Source organism: Jiella flava (assembly GCF_017349315.1).
GTDB lineage: Bacteria > Pseudomonadota > Alphaproteobacteria > Rhizobiales > Rhizobiaceae > Jiella > Jiella flava.
This window is the reverse complement of the sequence record NZ_JAFMPP010000013.1, coordinates 77,781-101,178: the sequence shown is the minus strand read 5'-3', so window position 1 is coordinate 101,178 and position 23,398 is coordinate 77,781. Positions and strand designations below refer to the sequence as shown.

General features: G+C 63.1%; 21 protein-coding genes, 2 tRNA genes and 1 riboswitch. Of the genes, 18 read left to right on the top strand and 5 right to left on the bottom strand.

The annotated features are described in order from the left end of the window. Nucleotides 1–130: 130 nt before the first annotated feature. A complete protein-coding gene (gene apaG, locus J1C48_RS14615) occupies nucleotides 131–523 on the bottom strand; it encodes a Co2+/Mg2+ efflux protein ApaG (protein WP_207258737.1) in 393 nt (130 codons plus the stop codon). Nucleotides 524–763: 240 nt separating this feature from the next. Between apaG and J1C48_RS14610 the strand changes: the two genes are divergently transcribed. Beyond that, nucleotides 764–1,369: a CDP-alcohol phosphatidyltransferase family protein gene (locus J1C48_RS14610; protein ID WP_207258736.1), complete on the top strand. Its 606-nt coding sequence runs from the start codon at nucleotides 764–766 to the stop codon at nucleotides 1,367–1,369. Nucleotides 1,370–1,403: 34 nt separating this feature from the next. Here the strand turns inward: J1C48_RS14610 and J1C48_RS14605 are convergent, their stop codons facing one another. Then, nucleotides 1,404–2,600: an O-succinylhomoserine sulfhydrylase gene (locus J1C48_RS14605; protein ID WP_207258735.1), complete on the bottom strand. Its 1,197-nt coding sequence runs from the start codon at nucleotides 2,598–2,600 to the stop codon at nucleotides 1,404–1,406. 65 nt (nucleotides 2,601–2,665) lie between these two features. Beyond that, nucleotides 2,666–2,743, bottom strand: a riboswitch (SAM riboswitch). A gap of 138 nt (nucleotides 2,744–2,881) precedes the next feature. On the opposite strand from J1C48_RS14605, the gene J1C48_RS14600 reads away from it, so the two are divergent. The 3 genes from J1C48_RS14600 to J1C48_RS14590 all read left to right on the top strand — a co-directional run bounded on the left by J1C48_RS14600 (nucleotide 2,882) and on the right by J1C48_RS14590 (nucleotide 5,681). After that, nucleotides 2,882–3,925: a 2'-deoxycytidine 5'-triphosphate deaminase gene (locus tag J1C48_RS14600; protein ID WP_231081810.1), complete on the top strand. Its 1,044-nt coding sequence runs from the start codon at nucleotides 2,882–2,884 to the stop codon at nucleotides 3,923–3,925. 167 nt (nucleotides 3,926–4,092) lie between these two features. Further along, nucleotides 4,093–5,415, top strand: a complete 1,323-nt coding sequence (locus tag J1C48_RS14595; protein WP_207258733.1) for a nucleotide sugar dehydrogenase — start codon at nucleotides 4,093–4,095, stop codon at nucleotides 5,413–5,415. A 189-nt stretch (nucleotides 5,416–5,604) separates the two neighbouring features. Beyond that, nucleotides 5,605–5,681 (top strand) — tRNA-Pro (locus J1C48_RS14590). A 234-nt stretch (nucleotides 5,682–5,915) separates the two neighbouring features. Here the strand turns inward: J1C48_RS14590 and folD are convergent. Beyond that, on the bottom strand, nucleotides 5,916–6,809 hold the full coding sequence (folD, locus tag J1C48_RS14585; protein ID WP_207258732.1) for a bifunctional methylenetetrahydrofolate dehydrogenase/methenyltetrahydrofolate cyclohydrolase FolD: 894 nt from the start codon (nucleotides 6,807–6,809) through the stop codon (nucleotides 5,916–5,918). Beyond that, the gene (locus tag J1C48_RS14580; protein WP_207258731.1) at nucleotides 6,809–8,485 is read right to left on the bottom strand and encodes a formate--tetrahydrofolate ligase; all 1,677 of its coding nucleotides are present in this window, start codon (nucleotides 8,483–8,485) and stop codon (nucleotides 6,809–6,811) included. The genes folD and J1C48_RS14580 overlap by 1 nt, the downstream gene beginning before the upstream one ends. 304 nt (nucleotides 8,486–8,789) lie before the next feature. On the opposite strand from J1C48_RS14580, the gene J1C48_RS14575 reads away from it, so the two are divergent. The 9 genes from J1C48_RS14575 to J1C48_RS14535 all read left to right on the top strand — a co-directional run bounded on the left by J1C48_RS14575 (nucleotide 8,790) and on the right by J1C48_RS14535 (nucleotide 19,226). Further along, entirely contained in the window at nucleotides 8,790–9,419 is a 630-nt protein-coding gene (locus J1C48_RS14575) for a LuxR C-terminal-related transcriptional regulator (RefSeq protein ID WP_207258730.1), read from the top strand. Nucleotides 9,420–9,788: 369 nt separating this feature from the next. Continuing rightward, nucleotides 9,789–10,733, top strand: a complete 945-nt coding sequence (locus J1C48_RS14570; RefSeq protein ID WP_207258729.1) for an HpcH/HpaI aldolase/citrate lyase family protein — start codon at nucleotides 9,789–9,791, stop codon at nucleotides 10,731–10,733. A 109-nt stretch (nucleotides 10,734–10,842) separates the two neighbouring features. Beyond that, nucleotides 10,843–12,024 carry a malate--CoA ligase subunit beta gene (locus J1C48_RS14565; protein ID WP_207258728.1) on the top strand — a complete coding sequence of 394 codons (1,182 nt, stop codon included), beginning with the start codon at nucleotides 10,843–10,845 and terminating at the stop codon, nucleotides 12,022–12,024. Between the two features lie 16 nt (nucleotides 12,025–12,040). Then, nucleotides 12,041–12,940 carry a succinate--CoA ligase subunit alpha gene (gene sucD / locus J1C48_RS14560; RefSeq protein WP_207258727.1) on the top strand — a complete coding sequence of 300 codons (900 nt, stop codon included), beginning with the start codon at nucleotides 12,041–12,043 and terminating at the stop codon, nucleotides 12,938–12,940. A 6-nt stretch (nucleotides 12,941–12,946) separates the two neighbouring features. Next, the gene (locus J1C48_RS14555; RefSeq protein ID WP_207258726.1) at nucleotides 12,947–13,915 is read left to right on the top strand and encodes a 2-hydroxyacid dehydrogenase; all 969 of its coding nucleotides are present in this window, start codon (nucleotides 12,947–12,949) and stop codon (nucleotides 13,913–13,915) included. A gap of 274 nt (nucleotides 13,916–14,189) precedes the next feature. Then, nucleotides 14,190–15,416 carry a pyridoxal-phosphate-dependent aminotransferase family protein gene (locus J1C48_RS14550; protein WP_207258725.1) on the top strand — a complete coding sequence of 409 codons (1,227 nt, stop codon included), beginning with the start codon at nucleotides 14,190–14,192 and terminating at the stop codon, nucleotides 15,414–15,416. Between the two features lie 625 nt (nucleotides 15,417–16,041). Further along, nucleotides 16,042–17,181: an acyl-CoA dehydrogenase family protein gene (locus J1C48_RS14545; RefSeq protein ID WP_207258724.1), complete on the top strand. Its 1,140-nt coding sequence runs from the start codon at nucleotides 16,042–16,044 to the stop codon at nucleotides 17,179–17,181. A 176-nt stretch (nucleotides 17,182–17,357) separates the two neighbouring features. Then, nucleotides 17,358–18,797, top strand: a complete 1,440-nt coding sequence (locus J1C48_RS14540; RefSeq protein ID WP_207258723.1) for a ChaN family lipoprotein — start codon at nucleotides 17,358–17,360, stop codon at nucleotides 18,795–18,797. 352 nt (nucleotides 18,798–19,149) lie between these two features. Next, nucleotides 19,150–19,226: transfer RNA gene (locus J1C48_RS14535), tRNA-Asp, on the top strand. A gap of 197 nt (nucleotides 19,227–19,423) precedes the next feature. On the opposite strand, the gene J1C48_RS14530 is transcribed toward J1C48_RS14535, so the two are convergent. Next, nucleotides 19,424–19,738: a hypothetical protein gene (locus J1C48_RS14530; RefSeq protein WP_207258722.1), complete on the bottom strand. Its 315-nt coding sequence runs from the start codon at nucleotides 19,736–19,738 to the stop codon at nucleotides 19,424–19,426. 300 nt (nucleotides 19,739–20,038) lie between these two features. On the opposite strand from J1C48_RS14530, the gene J1C48_RS14525 reads away from it, so the two are divergent. Genes J1C48_RS14525 through J1C48_RS14505 form a run of 5 tightly spaced genes read left to right on the top strand, consistent with a single transcriptional unit; the run spans nucleotide 20,039 to nucleotide 23,247 of the window. Further along, complete coding sequence (locus tag J1C48_RS14525; RefSeq protein WP_207258721.1) at nucleotides 20,039–20,404, top strand: NADH-quinone oxidoreductase subunit A; 366 nt, start codon at nucleotides 20,039–20,041, stop codon at nucleotides 20,402–20,404. A gap of 44 nt (nucleotides 20,405–20,448) precedes the next feature. After that, nucleotides 20,449–20,985, top strand: a complete 537-nt coding sequence (locus J1C48_RS14520; RefSeq protein ID WP_425523509.1) for a NuoB/complex I 20 kDa subunit family protein — start codon at nucleotides 20,449–20,451, stop codon at nucleotides 20,983–20,985. Between the two features lie 17 nt (nucleotides 20,986–21,002). Further along, nucleotides 21,003–21,611 (top strand): NADH-quinone oxidoreductase subunit C, encoded by a 609-nt coding sequence (locus J1C48_RS14515; RefSeq protein ID WP_207258719.1) that lies wholly within the window; start codon nucleotides 21,003–21,005, stop codon nucleotides 21,609–21,611. 15 nt (nucleotides 21,612–21,626) lie between these two features. Then, nucleotides 21,627–22,064 (top strand): GFA family protein, encoded by a 438-nt coding sequence (locus tag J1C48_RS14510; RefSeq protein WP_207258718.1) that lies wholly within the window; start codon nucleotides 21,627–21,629, stop codon nucleotides 22,062–22,064. Further along, nucleotides 22,057–23,247, top strand: a complete 1,191-nt coding sequence (locus J1C48_RS14505; protein WP_207258717.1) for an NADH-quinone oxidoreductase subunit D — start codon at nucleotides 22,057–22,059, stop codon at nucleotides 23,245–23,247. The genes J1C48_RS14510 and J1C48_RS14505 overlap by 8 nt, the downstream gene beginning before the upstream one ends. Nucleotides 23,248–23,398 lie beyond the last annotated feature (151 nt).

Below are 23,398 nucleotides of genomic sequence, written 5' to 3'. Positions count from 1 at the left end.
CGGGGACGCCTGGGGAAGGCGCATATCCGTCCCCATGACGAATGTCGAGATCGCCACCCTTCTGGCCGGCGGCTCCGCGGGATGAAATTGCGGCCGTAACGGGCGCGTGACGCGGCCGGGCAGGGGTGTCTTAGTTGAGGACGCGATTATCGGTCGGCAGATCGAGGGAAAAGGCGGGGATCTCGACCTCGAACGCCTCGCCCTCATCGGTGCGCATCTGATAACGGCCGCGCATGATGCCCGACGGCGTGGAGAGCGGGCAGCCCGAGGTGTAGGTAAAGCTGTCGCCTGGCAGGATCACCGGCTGCTCGCCGACGACGCCTGGGCCCGCGACCGTTTCGATATGGCCGCTGGCGTCGGTGATCTCCCAATACCGGCTTTCGAGCTGCACGGTCACCTCGCCGGCATTCTCGATTTCAACGCGATAAGCCCAGACCCAGCGATTCTCGGAGGGTTCGGACTGTTCCTCGAGATAGGCGGGCTTGACCGTCACGATGATCTGCCGCGTCTTCGCTTGATACATGGGGTCTTCGCCTCTCCTGTGTCGGCTGCGGATGGCTCACCCGGCTATAGCGTGGTTTCTGCCGGGTTTCATCTTTCCGGGTTGTAATCTTCAGCAATGCGTCTCGTCCTGCGACGCAATCTGCTGGACCAGTTTTTGCGGCCAGGCGGTTGCGAACGTGGCCTGTCATGCGAAGACAGCAAATGGAGGCGCGCAACCGATCCGGGCGTGCGGATCCGCAGATGATCACGAGGTCCGATCTTGCTCGACGCCATTTTGAGACGCCGCATCGATCCGCCGGTCGACCGACTTGCCGTAAAGCTTGCGGCCGGTGGGGCGAGCGCCAACGCCATGACCGTGGCCGGTCTGGCGATCGGTCTGGCGGCGGCGGCGGCGATCGCCCTTGGCAGTCCGCTGATCGGCCTCGTGCTGATCCTTCTCTCACGGCTCTGCGACGGCCTCGACGGTGCCATCGCCAAGCATACCGGGCCAACCGACCTTGGCGGCTATCTCGACATCGTCTTCGACTTCGTCTTCTACGGCGCGATCCCGCTTGCCTTCGCGCTCCTCGATCCCGTCCATAATGGCGTGCCTGCGGCGGCGCTGCTGCTCAGCTTCTACGCCAATGGTGCGAGCTTCCTCGCCTTCGCGATCCTCGCCGAGAAACACCGGATCATCACGGAGGCGCGCGGCAGGAAATCGTTCTTCTTCACCACGGGGCTTGCCGAGGCGAGCGAGACGATCATCGCCTTTTGCCTGTTCTGCCTGTTTCCGTCGTGGTTTCCGGTCATCGCCTATGGCTTTGCGGCGATGACGATCTGGACTTTCGTCGCGCGCATTCGGCTGGCGGCCAAGACGTTCAGCTAAAGGCCGAGCGCCGTGCCGCGCGCCGAATGCCGCATCAGGCCGCGGCGAGGGCGGCCTCGATGTCGTCCCAAAGATCCTCGACGTCTTCAAGGCCGAGCGACAGGCGGATCAGACCGTCATTGATCCCGAGTTCGGCGCGGGCCTCCGGCGAGAGGTTCTTATGGGTGGTCGTCGCCGGATGAGTGACGAGGCTTTTGGCATCGCCGAGATTGTTCGAGATCAAGACGATCTCGAGCGCATTGAGGAAGCGGAAAGCCTCGCTCTTGCCGCCGGCCAGATCGAAAGCGATCAGCGTCGAGCCCGCCGCCATCTGGCGCTTGGCGATCGCATAATCCGGGTGATCCTCGCGGCCGGGATAGAGCACGCGGCTGATCTTGCCGTGCTCGGCCAGCCGATCGGCGATCGCCGCCGCCGAGGCAGTCTGATGGGCGACCCGCAGCGGCAGCGTTTCCAAACCCTTCAGCAGCGTCCAGGCGTTGAAGGGCGACAGCGCCGGGCCGGTGTGGCGGTAAAAATCGTGGAGGTTCTCGTCGATCCAGTCCTTCGACGACAGGATGATGCCGCCGAGGCAGCGGCCCTGGCCGTCGATATGCTTGGTGGCCGAATAGATCACCACATCGGCGCCAAGCGCCAGCGGCTTCTGGTGGATGGGCGTGGCAAAGACATTGTCGACGACGAGCTTGGCGCCGGCGCGATGGGCGATCTCGGCGACGGCGGCGATGTCGATCACCTCCAGCGTCGGGTTGGTCGGCGTCTCCATGAAGAACACCTTAGTGTTTGGCCGCATCGCCTGTTGCCATTGGTCGAGGTCGCGGCCGTCGACCAGCGTACAGTCGACGCCGCAGCGCGCCATCACCGTCTCGACGATGTAGCGGCAGGAGCCGAACAGCGCCCGTGCCGCGACGACATGATCGCCGGCCTTGACCTGACATTGAATGGCGGCGGCGACGGCAGCCATGCCGGAGGCGGTGCCGCGGGCGTCTTCAGCACCTTCCAGCGCCATCATCCGCTCCTCGAACATCCGGGTGGTCGGGTTGGCATAGCGCGAATAGATGAATCCGGGCTCTTCGCCCTTGAAGCGCGCCTCGGCGGCTTCTGCCGTGTCGTAGACGAAGCCCTGGGTCAGGAACATCGCCTCGGAAGTCTCGCCGAAGTTCGATCGCATGGTGCCGCCATGGACCATCAAGGTGGCCGGCTTCAGGCTGTTTTTCTTTGTATCGCGCTTCAGCATGTTTTCGTCTCCGAACAGCAAAAAACCGGCCGTTGCGATTGCGCAAAGCCGGTCCCGTGAACGTCCTCGTCGTCGGTGCGGCCCTTTAGCGAGTTGTTTTACGTGGCTGCAAGCCGGCCGGCCAAATCACCACCATGGCTTTGCAAATAGCTCCGATGCGGTTAGGCGTCAATCCACGGAACGAATGGTCACCCGGCGCGGGGCGGGTGATGAGCGAAAAGGACGGCTCGACGGTGAGCGCGACGTTGCATGGGATTTTGCCGGATCGGTCGATCGCGGCGATGTTTGAGGCGGGGGCCCTGTCGGCGCGAAGGCCGCGCGAGAGCGATCAGATTCAGCCGGCCTCGCTCGATTTGCGGCTCGGACCGGTCGCCTACCGGGTGCGCGCCAGCTTCCTGCCGGGGCGCGATCATTCGGTGGCGGCCAAGCTGGATCGGTTTTCCTTGCACGAATTCAGCCTGAGCGGCGGCGCGGTGCTGGAGACCGGCTGCGTCTACGTCGTACCGCTGCTTGAACGCCTGGCGCTGCCAGCCCATGTGCGCGCCACGGCCAATCCCAAATCCTCGACCGGCCGGCTCGACATCTTCACCCGCGTGCTCACCGACAACGCCCAGGAATTCGACAAGGTGCCGGCCGGCTATGACGGGCCGCTCTATCTGGAAATCTCGCCGCGCACCTTCCCGATTCTCGTCCGTGAAGGCTCGCGCCTGTCGCAGATCCGGTTTCGCTGCGGCGAGCCGGCGCTTTCCGCCGCCGATCTTGCGGCCCTGCATCGCAGCGCCGGGCTGACCTCCGAGGCCGACGCCAATATTTCCGGCGCGGGCATTGCGCTGTCGATCGATCTGGCCGGCGAGCCCGGCACCCTTGTCGGCTATCGCGGCAAACGCCACACCGGCCTTGTCGACGTCGATCGCCGCGCCGCTTATCCGCTCGCCGACTATTGGGAGCCGATGCTGCGCGGCGGGGCGGGGGAACTGGTGCTCGATCCGGACGAGTTTTACATCCTCGTGTCGAAAGAAGCGGTGCATGTGCCGCCGGACCATGCCGCGGAGATGACGCCGTTCGACCCGCTGGTCGGAGAGTTCCGCGTTCATTATGCCGGTTTTTTCGATCCGGGCTTCGGCCATTCGGCGGCCGGCGGCTCTGGCAGCCGGGCGGTGCTGGAAGTGCGCAGCCACGACGTGCCCTTCATTCTCGAAGACGGCCAGATCGTCGGCCGGCTCGTCTATGAACGCATGGCCGAGCTGCCCGATCGGCTCTATGGCGCCGACCTCAGCTCGAACTATCAGGCCCAGGGGTTGAAGCTGTCGAAGCATTTCGTCTGAGTGGCGCCGCAAATTCGAGCTTTTGCCTCGAATTGTCGTCGATATGCTGGGGAGGGTTGCAGGAATGTCGCGCCCGGCGCTTATCGCTGCTTGCGCGACAAACTCGCCTTGACTGAGCACAGAACGGGCGTATCGCGGCAGGCGTCCAACGAAACAGGAACGAAACCGTGCAGGCAGAATCCATCTGTGTGGTCGGGGTCGGCTATGTCGGCCTGATCCAAGCGGTCGGGCTCGCGAGTTTCGGACTCGCGGTGAAATGCGTCGATCTCGACGCCGGCAAGATCGCCAAGCTGCGTAACGGCATCCCACCGATCTTTGAAGACGGGCTGGAAGACGCGCTGCAGAGCGTCATCGCGGCCAAGACCATCTCCTTCACCACCGACGTTGCCGAAGCGCGCGACTGCGATCTCTTCTATGTCGCCGTCGGCACGCCGACCAGCGAGCGCACCGGCAATGCCCGGCTCGACTATCTGGAAGCGGCCGTCTCGGCGATCGCCGATGTCGCGCCTGTCGGGGCGGTGATCGCGGTGAAGTCGACCGTGCCGATCGGCACCTGCGCTGCGCTTCAGGCAAGGCTCGACCGCGACCATGCCGACAAGCGGCTGGCGATCGTCTCCAATCCCGAATTCCTGCGCGAAGGCACCGCGCTGAAAGACTTCTTCAATCCGGAACGGATCGTCATCGGCAGCGCCAGCGAGAGCGCCCGGCAGCGGGTGCGCGAAAGCTATGCTGCCTTCGATCAGCGCGGCATTCCGATGATCCTCAGCGACACCTCGACCAGCGAGACGATCAAATACGCCGCCAACGCCTTTCTTGCCACCAAGGTCACCTTCATCAACGAGATCTCTGATCTGGTCGAGACGGTCGGCGGCGATATCGATGACGTCGCCCGCGGCATTGGCCTCGACAGCCGCATCGGACCGCAATTCCTGCGCGCTGGGCCGGGCTATGGCGGTTCTTGCTTTCCGAAGGACACACTGGCTCTGGCGACGATCGGCCGGCGCCATGGCGTCCAGCAGCAGATCGTCGAAACGGTGATCCGGATCAATGATTCCCGCCGCTTCCACATCTTGAAACGGATCGAGCTGGCGATGGGCGACAAGCTCTCGGGCAAGCGCGTCGCGGTGCTAGGGCTGGCCTTTAAGGCCAACACCGACGACGTGCGCGACAGCCCGGCGGTGGACATTGTCCATGCCTTATTGGAGGAGGGCGCAGAGGTTCGGGCGTTCGATCCGGTGGCGAAATTTACCGTCGACCATCGCGCCTATCAGCAATGCGAATCAATGGCGGATGCTTGCGAAGGCGCCAGCGCCGTTCTGATCGCGACCGAATGGGCGCAGTTCCGGAGCTTCGACTTTTCGGCGGTCGAGCCGCTGGTCGCGCGGCGCTATATGTTCGATATGCGTCGGATCGTCGACATCGACGCCGACTGGGCGTCCCGCTGGGACATCGAGCGGATCGGATCGTCGCTAAAGCGCGCCAGCGCTTAAAGCACCGTGCGTCCGACAGGACGCACAAAGGACGTTCTCGGTCATCGATGCGATCGGCGTGCGAATGGATCTGAAGATCCGGGGTCGTGGCGGCGCTTGGTGGTCACGGTGGTGGCGCAACACGCCGGTGCACGTGGCCTTGCCGAAATCCCTTGCGTCGCGCCACGGCTTTGGCTAGGCAGACGGCATCGGAGCGTAGCGCAGCCTGGTAGCGCACCTGAATGGGGTTCAGGGGGTCGGAGGTTCGAATCCTCTCGCTCCGACCATTTTCAAGTTTATCGCATTCGGCAATTGCCTGATGAGGCTGGTGAGTTTCTGCACACTCGGCCATGGCTTTTTGCCCCGTGTTTGCACAAGCCAAGACCCTTGATCGTGCTGCTTCGGTCGGCCTGGCCAGGAATGGCCATTTTTGCGCCGGTGCTGCCGCGCGCCGAGCGTTTGATAGGACGCGCAACGCTCGATGCGGCAGGCAGAGCCAGGTCCGGAAAAGGGGGCCCGCCTCAGGCGGTAAGCCCCTCGGGTTCGGGAAGATTGTGGATGCGACAGCAGGCTGTAACGGTGTTGGCAAGAAGGCAGGCAATGGTCATCGGGCCGACACCGCCCGGTACCGGGGTGATGGCGCCGGCAACCTGCGCGACGTTGGGGTAATCGACGTCGCCGACGAGGCGGGTGCCGCCCTCTGGCTTGTCGATCCGGTTGATGCCGACGTCGATCACCGTCGCCCCCGGCTTGATCCAATCCGCCGTCACCATCGCCGGCCGGCCAACGGCGGCAACGACGATATCGGCGCGGCGGACGACGTCCGGCAGATCCCGTGTGCGGGAATGGGCGATGGTGACGGTGCAGCTCTCCTTGAGGAGGAGATGGGCCATCGGCTTGCCGACGATGTTCGAACGGCCGATCACCACCGCTTCGAGGCCGGACAGCGCGCCGTAATGCTCGCGCAGCATCATCAGACAGCCGAGCGGTGTACAGGGTACCATCGCCTTCTGGCCGGTGGCGAGCAGGCCGACATTGGAGATGTGAAATCCGTCGACATCCTTGGCCGGGGTGATGGCCGCCAGCACCTTGTCGGTGTCGATGTGATCCGGCAACGGCAGCTGAACCAGGATACCGTGGATCGTCTCGTCGCCATTGAGTCGGACGATGAGGGCAAGCAATTCGCCTTCGGAGGTCGCGGCGTCGAGCTTATGCTCGATCGACTTCATCCCCGCTTGCGTGGTGGCTTTGCCCTTTGAGCGGACATAGACCTCGCTCGCCGGATCTTCGCCGACCAGCACCACGGCGAGGCCTGGCTGCACCGCATGATCGCGGTCGAGCCGGGCAACATGCGCCTTCACGCGGGCGCGCACCGTTTCGGCGAACGCCTTGCCGTCGATGACTGTCGCAACCATCAGAACAATCCCTCGATATTGCCATTCGCATTGAGCGTGATCGCCTGAGCCGCAGGCACGCGCGGCAATCCCGGCATGGTCATGATCTCCCCACAAATCGCCACGACGAAGCCGGCACCGGCCGAAAGCCGCACTTCGCGCACCGGCAGCGCATGGCCGCTCGGCGCGCCGCGAATGGTGGGATCGGTGGTAAAGGAATACTGGGTCTTGGCCATACAAATCGGCAGATTGCCGTGGCCGGCCGCTTCCCATTCCTTCAATTGTTTGCGGATCCCCGTATCGGCCACCACTTCGCCGGCCCGGTAAATATTCTTGGCGATCGCTTCGATCTTTTCAAACAGCGGCATCTCGTCCGGATAGAGCGGCTTGAAATCCGCCGTCCCGCCATCGGCAAGCGCGGCGACACGTGTCGCCAATTCCTCGATCCCCGCGCTGCCTTCGGCCCAATGCTTGCAAAGCACCGCCTCGACGCCCTGGGCCGCGGCGGCGTCCTTGACCGCTTGGACTTCGGCTTCCGTATCGGTGGCGAAATGATTGATCGCCACGATCACTGGCACGCCAAAGCTCTCGACGTTCTCGATATGGCGGACGAGATTGGCACAGCCGGCGGTCAGCGCCGCGACATTTTCGGTGCCAAGCTCGGACTTGTCGACGCCGCCGTTCATCTTCAGGGCGCGGCAGGTGGCGACGATCACCGCCACCGCCGGTTTCAGCCCGGCCTTGCGGCATTTGATGTCGAAGAACTTTTCAGCTCCGAGATCGGCGCCGAAACCGGCTTCGGTGACGACATAGTCGGCAAGCGTCAACGCCGTTTGAGTCGCGACAACAGAATTGCAGCCATGGGCGATGTTGGCGAAGGGACCGCCATGGACGAAGGCCGGATTGTTCTCCAGCGTCTGCACAAGATTGGGCTGCATGGCATCCTTGAGAAGCACCGTCATCGCGCCGTCGGCGCCGATGTCGCCGCAGGTGACCGGCGACTTGTCGCGACGATAGGCAACGATCATATCGCCGAGCCGGCACTGCAGGTCTTTCAGATCCGCAGCGAGACAGAGGATCGCCATCACCTCCGAGGCGACGGTGATGTCGAAGCCGGTCTCGCGCGCAAAGCCATTGGCGACGCCGCCGAGGCCGGTTGCGACCTGACGCAGCGCCCGGTCGTTCATGTCGATCACCCGGCGCCAGGTGACGCGACGGACGTCGATGTCGAGTTCGTTGCCCCAATAGACATGATTGTCGATCATCGCAGCGAGGAGATTATGGGCTGCGGTGATTGCGTGAAAGTCGCCGGTGAAGTGGAGATTCATGTCCTCCATCGGCACGATCTGGGCATAGCCGCCGCCGGCCGCGCCGCCCTTCATGCCGAAATTCGGCCCGAGCGAGGCTTCGCGGATGCAGATAGCGGCGCGTTTGCCGATCCGGTTGAGGCCATCGCCGAGGCCGACGGTCGTCGTCGTCTTGCCTTCGCCGGCCGGCGTCGGATTGACCGCCGTCACCAGGATCAATTTGCCGTCGGCCTTGCCCTTTTGCGCGGCGATGAAGTCGGCCGAGACTTTCGCCTTGTCGTGGCCGTAGGGCAGCAGCTTTTCGGCCGGGACCTGAAGCTTGGCGCCGATCTCCTGGATCGGCCGCTTGCGGGCCGCACGCGCGATTTCAATGTCGGTTGGCTGTCCCATGTCTCCTCCCGGTCCAGCTTGATCTGGCTCTCGTTGAATTGGCGCTCGAATCAGACAATCGGGTGATCATCGTCGATCACGCAATCAAAGGTGGAGCGCGCCGTGGTGCCCGGTTGCATTGTCGACCGATGGAACGCCGTCGCCCAATACCGGACCGCAGAAGAAATCGGCTCGATCGGGTAGGCCGGTTTGGACGGTTGGAGAGGAGCCGGGTTGCGATCGCTCGCCGATCGAGGGAAAGACAAGCGCAGTGGTTTCGTCTACAAAACGACGGTCAGGAGGGCACGCATTCTGGGAGGGTACGATGGCGGAGCAACATCCGCGATCGCAGTCGACTCGTGTCTTTCTGCTTGAGGCCAACCCGCTTGTGGTCTCGGCCATCAGCGGCCTCGTAGCCGAGGAAGAAGATCTGAAGCTTACCCGCGTCACCGATCGCGGCACGGATCTGATCACCGCGACCGACGACGACATCGATCTGGCGGTGATCGCCTGGGAACTCGCCGACATGAAGGCGGTGGAGGTGCTGCGTCGCCTGAAGGCGAAGAACAGCCCGATTCGCGCGGTGGTGTTCAGCAACAACCGCGAGCCAAGCGCGCTGCGCCAAGCGGTGCGGCTCGGCGCCCGAGGCTATTGCTACCAGCAGGACGACGTGAAGATCTTCTTCACCACCCTGCGGGCGGTCGCCGCCGGCCAGATCTGCATTCCCTATATTGATCTCGCCTCGGTGAACGATACGCCGCTCGCCGCCCTCAATGTGCGCGAGCGCGAGTTGCTCGACATTCTCGCCCGCGGCTGGACCAATCAGCAGATCGCCAATCGCATCGGGATGTCGGAAAACACGGTCAAGTACTATCTCAAAAATATCTATGAGAAGCTCAACGTGCGCAACCGTTCCATGGCTGTGGCGCTGTGGACCCGCGAAATCCAGAACTGATCGCTTGCCATTGTGGCTGGCGATGCGCCGGCGGCCAGCCCCGCGGGTCGATCGGTTCTCCAAACGGGTAGGCGGCAACTGGTCTCAGGACGATGACTTTCTATCCGCCAGTGTGTGGCTGGTGCTGGCTCCTCTGCCATAGCCTTCAGGGACGGACAGACGACGGGAGGCAGTCGGCCTGAGACGCGACGCGGTGCAGCGGGGATGGATCTTCGCCAGGCATCGGGCCGCAAAGCGGTCGAAACGTCGGGAGAGGCTTGGTGATAAGCGGCGCTGCCATGCGGCCGCTCGGCACCGGAAACCATCTGCCTGTCCGCACCGGGCAACGGCCGGCGGCTGCCATGGCGGCCGGATTGGGAGGAGCACAGAATGAGCCATTCGATACACAACCTGCGGACCATGCGGGTCCAGCGCTCGACGCTGGCAGTGCCCGGATCGAATCCGACGATGATCGAAAAGGCCGCCGACAGCGCCGCCGACTGCATCTTTCTCGATATCGAGGATGCCGTCGCGCCGGACGATAAAGAGCGCGCCCGCCGCAACATCATCGCGGCGCTGAACGAGATCGACTGGAAGGCCAAGAACAAGACCATGTCGGTCCGCATCAATGGCCTCGACACCCATTACATGTATCGTGACGTGGTCGACGTCATGGAGCAGGCCGGCGACAAGCTGGACATGGTGATGATCCCGAAGGTTGGCGTGCCGGCCGACGTCTACATGGTCGAGGCGCTGCTCAACCAGATCGAGATGGCCAGGGGCTATCGCAACAAGGTCGGTATCGAGGCGCTGATCGAGACGCCCCTCGGCATGGCCAATGTCGAGGCGATCGCCGCCGCGCCCTCGCGGCTCGAGGCGCTGCATTTCGGCGTTGCCGACTATGCCGCCTTCAACAAGGCGCGCACCGTCAATATCGGCGGCCTTCACCCGGACTATCCCGGCGACCAATGGCATTTCGCGCTGTCACGCATGACCGTCGCCTGCCGGGCCTATGGCTTGCGGCCGATCGACGGTCCATTCGGCGACTTCTCCGATCCGGACGGCTACCGGGCGGCCGCCAAGCGCGGCGCGGCGCTGGGCATCGAGGGCAAATGGGCGATCCATCCCAGCCAGATCGCGCTTGCCAATGACGAATTCTCGCCGCTTGGAGGCGAGGTCGACAAGGCCCGCCGCATTCTCGCGGCGCTGAAGGAGGCCGCCGCTGCCGGCAAGGGCGCGGCGAGCCTCGATGGCAAGATGATCGACGCGGCGTCGGAGCGCATGGCGAGAAACGTCATCGCCGTCGACGACGCCATTCGCGCCCGCGCCGGCTGAGACCGCTGCGCCGACCATCATTCACGCGACGGTGCGCCCGCCAGTGGCCGCACCATCACCCGACCGTTCCGCTGCTTGCCGGCATCACGCTGCAAACGAGGAGGCCCCGATGAACATCCACGAATTCCAGGCGAAAGAGCTGTTGGCCACCCATGGGGTCAAGCTGCCGCGCGGCGGCATCGCCTATAGTCCCGAACAGGCCCGCTATCGTGCCAGCGAGATCGGCGGCAAGGCCTGGGTGGTCAAAGCGCAGATCCACTCAGGCGCACGCGGCAAGGCCGGCGGCATCATCTTGTGCCGCAGCGAAGAGGAGGTGGAACGGGCGGCCGACAACCTCATGGGCCGGCGCCTCGTCACCCAGCAGACCGGCCCGAAGGGCAACCTCGTCAACCGCCTCTATATCGAGGAGACGGTACCGATCGAGCGCGAACTCTATCTCGGCATCGTTCTTGATCGGAAGGCGGAGCGGATCAAGATCATGGCGTCGGCCTCGGGCGGCATGGAGGTCGAAGAGATCGCCGAAAAGGAGCCTGACAGCCTGATCCAGATCACCGTCGATCCGGGCGCCGGCATGCAGAAGTTCCAGGCACGCGAACTGGCGTTCGGTCTCGGCCTCGACGGCTCGGTGGTCAGCAAGGCGACCGACACGCTGCTGGCCTGCTACCGGGTGTTTCGCGACTTTGACGCCACCATGCTGGAGATCAATCCGCTGGTGATCTCCAAGGGCGAACTCGTCGCGCTCGATTGTAAGATGAGCTTCGACGAGAACGCGCTGTTCCGCCGGCCGGACATTTCCGAAATGCGCGACAAGAGCCAGGAGGATCCGCGCGAGACCTTCGCCTCGGATCGCGGCCTGTCCTACGTCGGTCTCGACGGCGAAATCGGCTGTATCATCAACGGCGCCGGCCTCGCTATGGCGACGCTCGACATGATCAAGCTGTCGGGCGGCGAGCCGGCGAATTTCCTCGACATCGGCGGCGGAGCGAGCCCCGAACGGGTGGCCAAGAGTTTCCGCGCCGTTCTCCAGGACAGCAACGTCAAGGTGATCCTCGTCAATATCTTCGCCGGCATCAATCGCTGCGACTGGGTCGCCGAGGGCGTCGTCAAGGCGCGGGAAGAGGTAGGCCTCGACCTGCCGCTGATCGTACGGCTATCCGGCACCAAGGTCGAAGAGGGCAAAAGGATCCTCGCCGAGAAGGCGCCGGATGTCATCATTGCCGATACGCTCGCCGATGCAGCCGAGATGGCGGTTGCCGAATGGAAAAAGCTCGGCCACAGCGCCGCGGCCTGACGGGAGACGAAGTTCAATGGCTATTTTGCTCACCAAAGAGACCAAGGTTCTGGTGCAGGGGATTACCGGCCGGATCGGCAGCTTCCACGCCGAGGAAATGAAGGCTTACGGCACCCAGGTCGTCGGCGGCGTGACTCCCGGCAAGGGCGGCACGACCCATCTCGGCCTGCCGGTGTTTTCGACCGTCAAGGGCGCCGTCGCCGAAACCGGTGCGGAGGCCTCGATCGTCTTCGTGCCGCCGCCCTTTGCCGCCGATTCGATCATGGAAGCGGCCGATAGCGGCATCAAGACCTGTGTCTGCATCACCGACGGCATTCCGGCCCAGGATATGATGCGGGTGAAACGCTACATGCGCCGTTACCGGGCGGAAAACCGGATGATGTTGATGGGGCCGAATTGCGCTGGTATGATCACTGCCGGACAGGCGATGATGGGCATTATGCCAGGCTCGATCTACACGCCCGGCCGGATCGGCATCGTGGCGCGATCCGGCACGCTCAGCTACGAGGCGGCGAGCCAGCTGCAGGCGCGGGGCATCGGCGTGTCGACCAGCATCGGCATTGGCGGCGATCCGATCAACGGTTCCTCCTTCCGCGATCTTCTGGAGCTGTTCGAGAAGGACGAAGAGACCGACGCGGTGGTGATGATCGGCGAGATCGGCGGCCCGCAGGAGGTGGACGCGGCGCGCTGGGCCAAGGAGCATTTCTCCAAGCCGCTTCTGGCTTATATCGCCGGTCTGTCCGCGCCGAAGGGCAAGCGCATGGGCCATGCCGGCGCGATCGTTTCGGGCGAGGGCGAATCGGCCCAGGAGAAGGTGGAGATCATTCGCGAATGCGGCCACCACATCATCCCGCATCCGTCCGCCTTTGGCGAAACCGTTGCCAATCTTCTCGGCGAGACCAAGCAAGCGGCTTGAAGCGCGATGGCAAAACCCAAGATCTTAGTCACCCGCCGCTGGCCGGCGGTGGTGGAGAAGCGACTGTCGAAGAGTTATAATGCGACGCTGAACCCGACGGATGTTGCGATGGCGAGTAATGCGATCGCAACGGCCTTTGCTAAGTATGACGCCATTTGTCCGACGATCAGCGACAAGCTGCCTGCCGAGCTTTTTCCTCAGTCAAGATCGCGGGTCAGAATCCTCGGCAATTATGGTGTCGGCTTTAGCCATATCGACCTCGACGCCGCCAAGGCCGCCGGCATTGTCGTGACCAATACACCTGGGGTTCTCTCGGAATGCACTGCAGATTTGGTGATCACCTTGATGTTGATGGTCGCGCGGCGCACCTCGGAAGGCGAGCGTCAGGTGAGGGCCGGCCGTTGGACCGGCTGGCGCCCGACCCACATGATGGGCGCCAAGGTCTCGGGTGCGACCTTTGGTGTCCTCGGCTTCGGCCGGATCGGCCGCTCGGCGGCAAAGCGCGCCCATCATGGCTTCGGCATGAAGGTCATTTATTATGACGCCTTTCCGATCGCGCCGGATCTGGCGGCAGAATCCGCCGCTCAGTCCCGCGATTCCATCGAGGCCGTGCTGCATGAGGCTGACGCCGTTTCGCTCCATATGCCAGGCGGCGCGGAGAATTTTCACCTGATCAATGCCGAGCGACTGGCGCTGATGAAGCCCACGGGGATTCTGGTGAATACGGCGCGCGGCGAGATTATCGATGGGCAGGCGCTCGCCGATGCGCTGCGCAGCCGCACGATCGCCGGCGCTGGCCTCGACGTCTATGAGGACGAGCCGACGATCCCAGCGGCACTCCTCCAGACCAATGCGGTCCTGTTGCCGCATCTCGGCAGCGCGACCAGGGCGACGCGTGAGGCGATGGGCATGATGGTGGCCGACAATCTCGACGCATTCTTCGCCGGCGAGAATTTGCCCAACCGCGTCGCTTAACCTGCGCTGGGCGTGAGCTGGTGCTGTGGCCCGGCGGCCATTTCAGGTGGTCGATCGGGCATCCGCCAGGGTCCGCTTCGGCACGGCTCTATCCGTTGCGGTCGGTACGAGTACCCGATGGGGCAGCAGGAAGCACCCGCGTGAGCGTGGCCAAAAACCCTGTCGCACCGTCTTTTTGCAATCAAGGGCGTGACTGGGCCCGTTTGCCAGATCGGCGTGCGGGCATGCGATGCGACATCGCGGCATGCGCCCCGTCACAAGAGGAGGAGACTCAATGAACGCGCCCATTTTTCCGCGCCTCGACATTCCGAACACCATCGCCGCCGGTCCCGGCCCGGGCAATACCGCCGATCGGGTTCTCGCGGCTTATACGAGCCCGGGCGTTGCCGATCACATGCAGCCGGACGTCCTGCGCGGCATGATCGAGTGCAAGCAGATGCTGCGCGAGATCTTCGGCACCCAAAACGTCCACACCTTCGGCATCGCCGGCACCGGCTGGAGCGGTCTCGACGCCATGTTCTCGGTCGTCCATCCGGGCGACAAGATCGTGATGTTCGTCAACGGCACCTTCTCTGACATCGACGCGCTGTCGGTCCGTATGAAAGCGGCGACCGAGGAGGAGCTGAACGCCAATCCGCTCGACCCCCAGGCTGCCTCCGTCATCACCATCCGAGTGCCGCACGGCCAATCCGTCACCGGCGAGATCGTCGAGGCGGCGTTGGCCGAGCACAAGCCGAAATGGGCGGCAATGGCCCACTGGGAAACCGGCTCCGGCCGCGTCAACGACGTCAAAGGGTTCTCCGAGGCCTGCGAGCGCCACGGCGTACTGGGGCTGATCGACGCGGTCTCCTCACTCGGCATTGCGGAACTGAAGATCGATGACCATCCCGGCATCGTCGGCTGGGCGTCCTGTCCGCAAAAGGGTATGATGGCGTTGCCTTTGACCTATGCGCCGGTGAGCTTTTCCGACCGCTACATTGCCGAATTGCGCAAAATCGGTGCCCGCAGCTTCGTCCATCACCCGCTGATGGAGGCGCGTCATTGGGGCATTATCGATGGCCAGGACGTCGAGAAGGGCACCTATCATCGCACCCACTCGCCCTATGCCGTCGCTTCTTTCCATGAGGCGCTGCGCATGGTGCTGGAGCAGGGTCTGTTGCAGCGCTCGGAGCGCTACCGCACCGCTGAACGGGCGCTGCGGGCGGCGCTGCAGGCGATGGGCTGCACTATCACCTCGAACATGACCAGCCTGATCGTGCTCGATCTGCCGGGTGATCTGAAGGGCCGGGAAAAGGAGTTCGTTACCGCCTGCCGGAGTGAAGGATTCGGCATTTGGCCGACGCTGTCGGAGCCGACGCAGGTGCGTGTCGGCATCCTCAATCTCCTATCTGAGGAAGAACTGACAACGATCGTTCGCCGCTTCGGCGAGATGCTCAACCGCTTCGATGTCCTGACCGACATCGATGCTGCGGTAAAGGCCTTGAAACAGGGGATCCACTGAGCGACATTCGAGCACCTTGCGTCTTTCAAAAGGCCAAAACGGACGCTCTCACGTCATAATTCTCAGTATTTTGCCATGACGACAAAGCCGGGGGCGGTGGCGCCCCCGGCTTTGCCTGTTTCAAAGAGGGAGCCGTGACCAAGCGGATGGCTAGCGTTGGCAGAGCGCCGTCTCCACGGATGGCCTTGAGCGCCATCTTGGCAATCAGGCCGAAGAACTGCACGAGGGTTCCGTTCCATCAATGACAGTTCGGAAGAATTGCAAGGACTGCTTCCAAGTTTGAGCCGGGCAGAACCCACATTTCGCGAAAGAATCGTGACAAGGCGTGTTGCATCCAAACCGACGCGGCGCGCGCCGGTGTTCCGATTCCGACATTTGGTCCCGTGGTGTGGAGACCGCACAGCACATGTCGGAATCGCAATGACCACGAGCCAAGGTTATGATCCTCGGGGATTTTTCGAATTTGACATTTCATCCAAAGGACGACCCCAACCGGGATGCAAATGTCAAATTCAATCCACGAGGTGGCATCACAATGCCGCCGGGTCTGGCTGGATGCCGCCTCTCGAAAAGCGCCAGGCGCTGGCATTTTCGGGCGAGGTGACGGGGGCGAGGGAGCGGTTCGATGGATTTCGCGCTGAGTGACGAGCAGGAGCAGATCTTTGCGATGGCGCGCGGCTTTGCGACGGAGAAGATGGCGCCGTTCGCGGCCGTCTGGGAGGCCGACAAGAGCCTGCCGCGCGAGGTGTTGGAGGAGGTTGCACAGCTTGGCATGGCGGCGATCTATGTGCGCGACGACTATGGCTCCGGCCTGTCACGCCTCGACGCCGCGCTGATCTTCGAGGCGCTGTCTTATGGCGATCCGACGGTCTCGGCCTTTCTGTCGATCCACAACATGGTCGCCTGGATGGTCGACAGCTTCGGCACCGACGCTCAGCGGGCCGAATGGCTGCCGAAGCTGGCCACGATGCAGGCTGTTGGCAGCTACTGCCTGACCGAGCCCGGCTCGGGCTCGGATGCCTCGGCGCTGCGCACCAGCGCCCGGCGCGAGGGCGATGACTATGTGCTCGATGGCACCAAGAGTTTCATTTCGGGCGCGGGCTTCTCCGACCTTTACCTCGTCATGGCCCGCACTGGCGAGGCCGGGGCGCGCGGGATTTCAGCGATTCTCGTCGAAAACGGCCGGCCGGGCCTCAGCTTCGGGGCGCCGGAAACCAAGATGGGCTGGACCGCACAGCCGACCGCTGAGGTGCATTTCGACGCGTGCCGGGTGCCGGCGACGAACCTTCTCGGCGAGGCGGGCAAGGGCTTTTTCTACGCGATGATGGGGCTCGACGGGGGGCGGCTCAACATTGCTGCCTGCGCTCTCGGCGCTGCCCAGGCCGCGCTCGACAAGGCGGTCAACTATATGCGCGAGCGAAAAGCCTTCGGCCGAGCGCTGACCGAATTTCAGGCGCTGCAGTTCCGCCTCGCCGATATGGAGACCGAGCTGCAGGCTGCTCGCGTGTTTCTGCGCCAGGCGGCGTGGAAGCTCGACTGCAAGGCCCCCGACGCGACGAAGTTCTGCGCCATGGCCAAGCGCTTTGTCACCGACACCAGCTTCGAGGTCGCCAATATGGCGCTGCAACTGCATGGTGGCTATGGCTATCTCGCCGACTATGGAATCGAGAAGATCGTTCGCGATCTTCGGGTTCATCAGATCCTCGAGGGCACCAATGAAATCATGCGGATGATCACCGCGCGGGCGTTGCTAGGGGAGAAATGACGGCAAAATCCGGTCAAAGCCTGTGGACGAAACCTTTCGGGCGGATATTTTTGTCGCCAACAGCTGTTCTGCAATAGTTTTGCCACAAGATTGCGCAATGCGGAAAGTGTGCGAAGGCTTTGATTCCTTGGGGAAGGAGACAAAGCTGCCATTTGGAGTTCTGGGGGCCTTCAAACTTGAAACGACGTCATTGGATCGTTCCGTCGCTTGCAGCGGTCCTCGGTGGGATCGGATACAGCGTTGCGCAGAGCATTCCGGCCGACCCGTCGGTGCCCGCAGCTCTGGCGACGTCACGTGTTCCGAAGACGGCTCAGGCTGCCGACGATGACAAGGCAGCCGGAGATAAGTTTGGCGATCCGGGTGTGTCGGATCGGGTTTCACTCGCCTATCGTAAGAAGGGCGACGAGGATTTCGCCTCCGTGCATGTGGCGACGGTCGAGCCTTTCGCAGGGGCATCGCACCGCGCGTTGACGGCGGGCGCTACGGATGGCGATGGTGACGGTGCTGGCGGTGCCGGCGCAACGGCGCTGGCTCCGGACGCGACACCGACCGGTACGAAGAATGGTGCCGCTGCCTTTCTCAACAAAGTCGCCGCGGCGGGCGATGCGGCGGCTACGGACGCTGCGGTGCATCCGGCCTTCGAAACGACCCGGCTTTCCAATCGGGGTTTCGATGATGACGAGGCGCATTGGAAATCCAGGTTCTTCAGCGACAATCCGCTGGTGGGGGGCATCTTCCAGGGTGATGGCCGCCCGTCCGACGCCGCATCGTTGCTTGGCGCTGCCCAGTCTGCCCGCTATCTTCTGCTCGGCGAAAATCACGACAATCCCGATCATCATCGCCTGCAGGCCGACATCGTTTCCGATCTTGCCAAAGAATCGAACGATATGGCGCTGGTCTTCGAGATGATTCCGCAGCATCTGAACGGCGTTGTTGCGGATTTCGGAACCAAGTCCGACATGTCGCTTGATCTCGATACGCTTGGCGACAAGCTGGCGTGGTCGCAGCGCGGATGGCCGGACTTTTCGATGTACCGGCCGCTGTTCGAAGCGGCCAAGAGCGAGGGGCTGCCAGTCTCCGGCGGCGATCTCGACCCTGCGGTCGTCAGCTCCATGGCCCGCAATGGACTTAGCGCTCTCCCGCCCGAGGAGCGCAAGCGGTTATCGCTGGACGATGCGGTCAAGCCCGAAAACCTTGCCGAACTGATGGACGAAATCCGCGACGCCCATTGTGGTCTGATGCCGTCCTCGGCGCTCGCGGCGATGGCCGATGCCCAGCAGGCGCGTGACCGCTCGCTCGCTGCAGCGATGATCGATGCGGCGAAAACTGGCGACAAGGCGGTGTTGATCGCCGGCGCAGGGCATGTGCGCAAGGATCGCGGCGTGCCATCGATCATCGAGCGGAAGGACACCGACGGCCACACGCTGTCGGTGCGGATGATGGAAGTCGCCGGCCAAGACAGCAAGCCCGCCGATTACGGGTTGAAGGCAGATCAGCCCGCGCCCTACGACTTCACCATTTTCACGCCGCGCGCGAGCGTCGATGACCCTTGCGAGGCGCTGCGCACGCGCACCGAGACCGAGAAGGCCGAGAAGGCGGGCATCGCCGCCAACTGACGCGCACGAGGGGGCGCCTCTGGCCCGTCTTTCAGCGACGGGCTCGATGCGGTGACTCAAGAGCATCGCGCGTCGTTTGTGCATCCTGTCGAACGCCCGGCGCGCGAGGGCGAATCGAAGCGTCGGATATCAGCCGTCGCGGCATGGCGTAGGCTTCGGTTCGGGCCATGATGGCCACGATTCTTGCCGCCATGATCGCGCATAAATCCCCTCCATTCGGGTCGTTTGGCGCAATTTGTCACAGTTCCATGTCGGTCTGGCAAGCTTTCTCCGACCGATCCGATCTCGGCGCTTGACAGGCGCAGGGCTAGTCCGTAAACGACCGCTCATCAGCCGCTGCGGCGGCCAAAGCGCGGGTGTAGCTCAGTCGGTTAGAGTGCCGGCCTGTCACGCCGGAGGTCGCGGGTTCGAGCCCCGTCACTCGCGCCATTTCAGTCTTAAGAACTCTTAAGACGTGACAAGAATTTCCTTATATTGTTATGGTTTCCCGGCTATCGACTGAGGTCGGTGAGACATTTTGGCTGGGCGGGTCTCGGGTCGGACGTGAGTCATCGCCCGTCGGCAGCGGATTTTTCCTGTGCGGCCTGACGCTGCGAAATCTTGCTGCGCCGCAGCGTCATGCCGACTCAGATGCCTGAGCCGGCCTCCTCGAAATCGACTTCGTTGGCCGGAGCAGGGAAGATCGCGCCGGCAGTGCGCTCGGTCGGTTCGGGCCAAGGCATCCAGGCAACGAGTTCATCCTCGTCATAGGCGACGAGGCCGTCCGGTCCCATATCGGTCGCCACCCAGCACCGCTCGGAACTGCCGCGCACTGTCTGAAACCGCACGGTATCGACCTCTGCCGCCCCTTGTTCGCCACCGCGCACCGTGACCAGAATGCGCTGTCCGTCGCGCTTTGCGCTGCCCATCGGTAGCCAGCCGTTCTCTTTCGAATCCGCCACGAGTCGTTCTCCGTTCAAAATCTTCCCAAAGGGTCACGCGGTATCCTCGCGGTCCGGTCTGCAAATGGCAAGAACGTCTCTGCGCATGCGCCGCGCGCATCTGCGATAGGCCTTGGCGGGCGCAGTTAGAGATCTAGCTTACGGCTAGCCGTGAACTTGCGACTCGAACGCCTTGCACTGATTCTAAGAAGGGGATAACCCTCGCTGCGACGCGGCATGGCGCAACGCTATCAGCCGCCGAGCCCTTGGCGCGGACGCGGGTCCGTAGCCTCCGACCGTCACGCTGGATGAAATGGTCCGATGAGCGAACTTCTCGCCTCTTATCTGCCGATCGTGATCTTCGTGGGTGTCGCGTTGATCATCGGTCTGGCGCTCCTCGTCTCGCCGTTCCTGCTCGCCTTCAAGGCGCCGGACGACGAAAAGCTCTCGGCTTACGAATGCGGCTTCGACGCCTTCGACGATTCGCGCATGAAGTTCGATGTCCGCTTTTATCTGGTGTCGATCCTCTTCATCATTTTCGATCTTGAAGTCGCCTTCCTGTTTCCCTGGGCCGCGAGCTTCGGGACGCTTGGCTGGTTCGGTTTCTGGTCGATGATGGTGTTCCTCGGCGTGTTGACGGTCGGCTTTGTCTACGAGTGGAAAAAAGGCGCACTGGAATGGGATTGATCATCGGCGACAAGCCGCTCGCTCCGCGGGCCCCGGAAGCGGGCATGGGCGCCGGCGCCGCGACGGCGCGGCCGGTCGCGCCGGCCAACGACCCTTTCATTACGGAAATCAACGACGAACTGGCCGATAAGGGGTTCATCGTCACATCGACCGACGAGGTCATCCAGTGGGCCCGCACGGGCTCTTTGATGTGGATGACCTTCGGCCTCGCCTGCTGCGCCGTTGAGATGATGCAGATGTCGATGCCGCGCTACGACGCCGAGCGATTCGGCTTTGCGCCGCGCGCGTCGCCCCGCCAGTCGGATCTGATGATCGTCGCCGGCACGCTGACCAACAAGATGGCGCCGGCGCTGCGCAAGGTCTACGATCAGATGCCGGAGCCGCGCTACGTCATCTCCATGGGGTCCTGCGCCAACGGCGGCGGATATTACCACTATTCCTATTCCGTGGTGCGCGGCTGCGACCGGGTGGTTCCGGTCGACGTCTACGTTCCCGGTTGTCCGCCGAGCGCCGAGGCGCTGCTTTACGGCATGCTTCTTCTGCAGAAGAAGATCCGCCGCACCGGCACCATCGAACGCTGAAGTCTTGGAGCTGCGGCATGCGTGATTTCGCGACCAAGGACATGGCCGATTATCTGGCCGAAAGGCTCGGTGAGAGACTCGAGTCGAGCGCGCATCTCTTCGGCGAGCTGACGATCGTCGTTGCGCCAGAGAACCTAATCAAGACGATGACGATGTTGCGGGACGATCCGCAGACTCAGTTCATCAATCTGATCGATTTGTGTGGCGTCGATTATCCGGCCCGCCAGAAGCGCTTCGAGGTTGTCTACCACCTGTTGTCGCCGCGTCAGAATCAGCGGATCCGCGTCAAGGTGCGGACCGCCGAGGACGATCCGGTGCCGTCGATCTGTGACGTCTTTCCGGCGGCCGACTGGTTCGAGCGCGAGGCCTACGACTTCTACGGCATCCTGTTTACCGGCCATCCGGACCTGCGTCGCATCCTCACCGATTACGGCTTTGAGGGGCATCCGTTGCGGAAAGATTTCCCGCTGACCGGCTTCGTCGAGGTTCACTACGACGACGAGAAAAAGCAGGTGGTCTACGAGCCGGTCGAACTGCGCCAGGAATTCCGCAACTTCGATTTCCTCTCGCCTTGGGAAGGTACCGACTACGTGCTGCCCGGCGACGAGAAGGCCAAGCGGCCGTGAGGCGGGGGGTGCGATATGGCCAATAGGCGCCTCCAGGCCAAATGTCTGTGCGGCGGCGTTCGCATCGATGCCGATGTCGAGCCGCAGGCGATCGGCGTCTGCCACTGCGATATCTGCCGGCGATGGGCGAGTGCGCCTTTCATGGCGTTGAAGGCTTCGGACACGGTGGTGCTTTCGGGAACCGACTCGCTCGGCATCTACGAGTCGTCGGCCTGGGGCGAGCGCGGCTTTTGCAACCGCTGCGGCACGTCGCTGTTTTGGCGTTCGAAGGACGCCGGCCATTACGCAATTTCCGCCATGGCGTTCGACGATTTGGGCGATGCTGCCATGAGCGATCAGATTTTCATCGACTCCAAGCCCGCCTGGTACGCGTTCGCCAATGAGACGAAGACGATGACCGGGGCGGAGTTCTTCGCCCAGTTCGCTTCCGAAGAGGACAAGCCGAATGGCTGAGATCGACGTCCGCAACTTCAATATCAATTTCGGCCCGCAGCATCCGGCAGCCCACGGCGTGCTGCGTCTGGTGCTTGAGCTTGACGGCGAGATCGTCGAGCGCGTCGATCCGCATATTGGGCTTTTGCATCGCGGCACCGAGAAGCTGATCGAGCATAAGACGTACCTCCAGGCGATTCCGTATTTCGACCGTCTCGACTATGTCGCGCCGATGAATCAGGAGCATGCCTTCTGCCTCGCGGTCGAGCGGCTCGCCGGAGTCGAGGTGCCGAAGCGCGGGCAGCTGATCCGCGTTCTCTACTGCGAGATCGGCCGCATCCTGTCGCATATCCTCAACGTGACCACGCAGGCGATGGACGTCGGTGCGCTGACGCCGCCACTGTGGGGCTTTGAGGAACGCGAAAAGCTGATGGTGTTCTACGAGCGCGCCTCGGGAGCCCGGCTGCATGCCGGTTATTTCCGTCCGGGCGGCGTTCATCAGGACATCGATCAGCAACTCGTCGACGATATCGGCGCCTGGTGCGATCCGTTCCTGAAGGTCTGCGACGACCTTGAAGAGCTGCTCACCGGCAACCGCATCTTCAAGCAGCGCAATGTCGACATCGGCGTGGTCAATCTCGACGATGCTTGGGCGATGGGCTTTTCCGGCGTGATGGTGCGCGGTTCGGGCGCGGCATGGGATTTGCGCAAGGCGCAGCCCTATGAGTGCTACGACGAGATGGAATTCGACATCCCCATCGGCAAGAATGGCGACTGCTACGATCGCTATCTGATTCGCATGGTCGAGATGCGCGAATCCATCCGCATCATGAAGCAGTGCGTCGAGCGCTTGTCGGGATCGGAAAAGACCGGCCCGGTCTCCGCGATCGACGGCAAGATGGTGCCGCCGAAGCGCGGACAGATGAAGCGCTCGATGGAAGCGCTGATCCACCACTTCAAGCTCTACACCGAAGGCTTCCATCTGCCCGAGGGCGAGGTCTACGCCGCCGTCGAGGCGCCGAAGGGTGAATTCGGCGTGTATCTGGTCTCGGACGGTACCAACAAGCCGTATCGGTGCAAGATCCGCGCGCCGGGCTTTGCCCACCTGCAGGCGATGGATGTGCTCTGCAAGGGGCACATGCTGGCGGACGTCTCGGCGATCCTCGGCACGCTCGACATCGTGTTCGGCGAAGTCGATCGCTGATTTTTGCCGCTGGCGACCGATTGAGTCGTCCCGGGCAGGGCGCCGCCGGTTAGATGGCGACGCCGTTGTGAATGGGGGGTGCGAAAGAGGCGGCTCCAGAGCTGGTTTCGCACTGCAAAATATCCTCGTCGAGGCGGGTTTTCCGACCCTG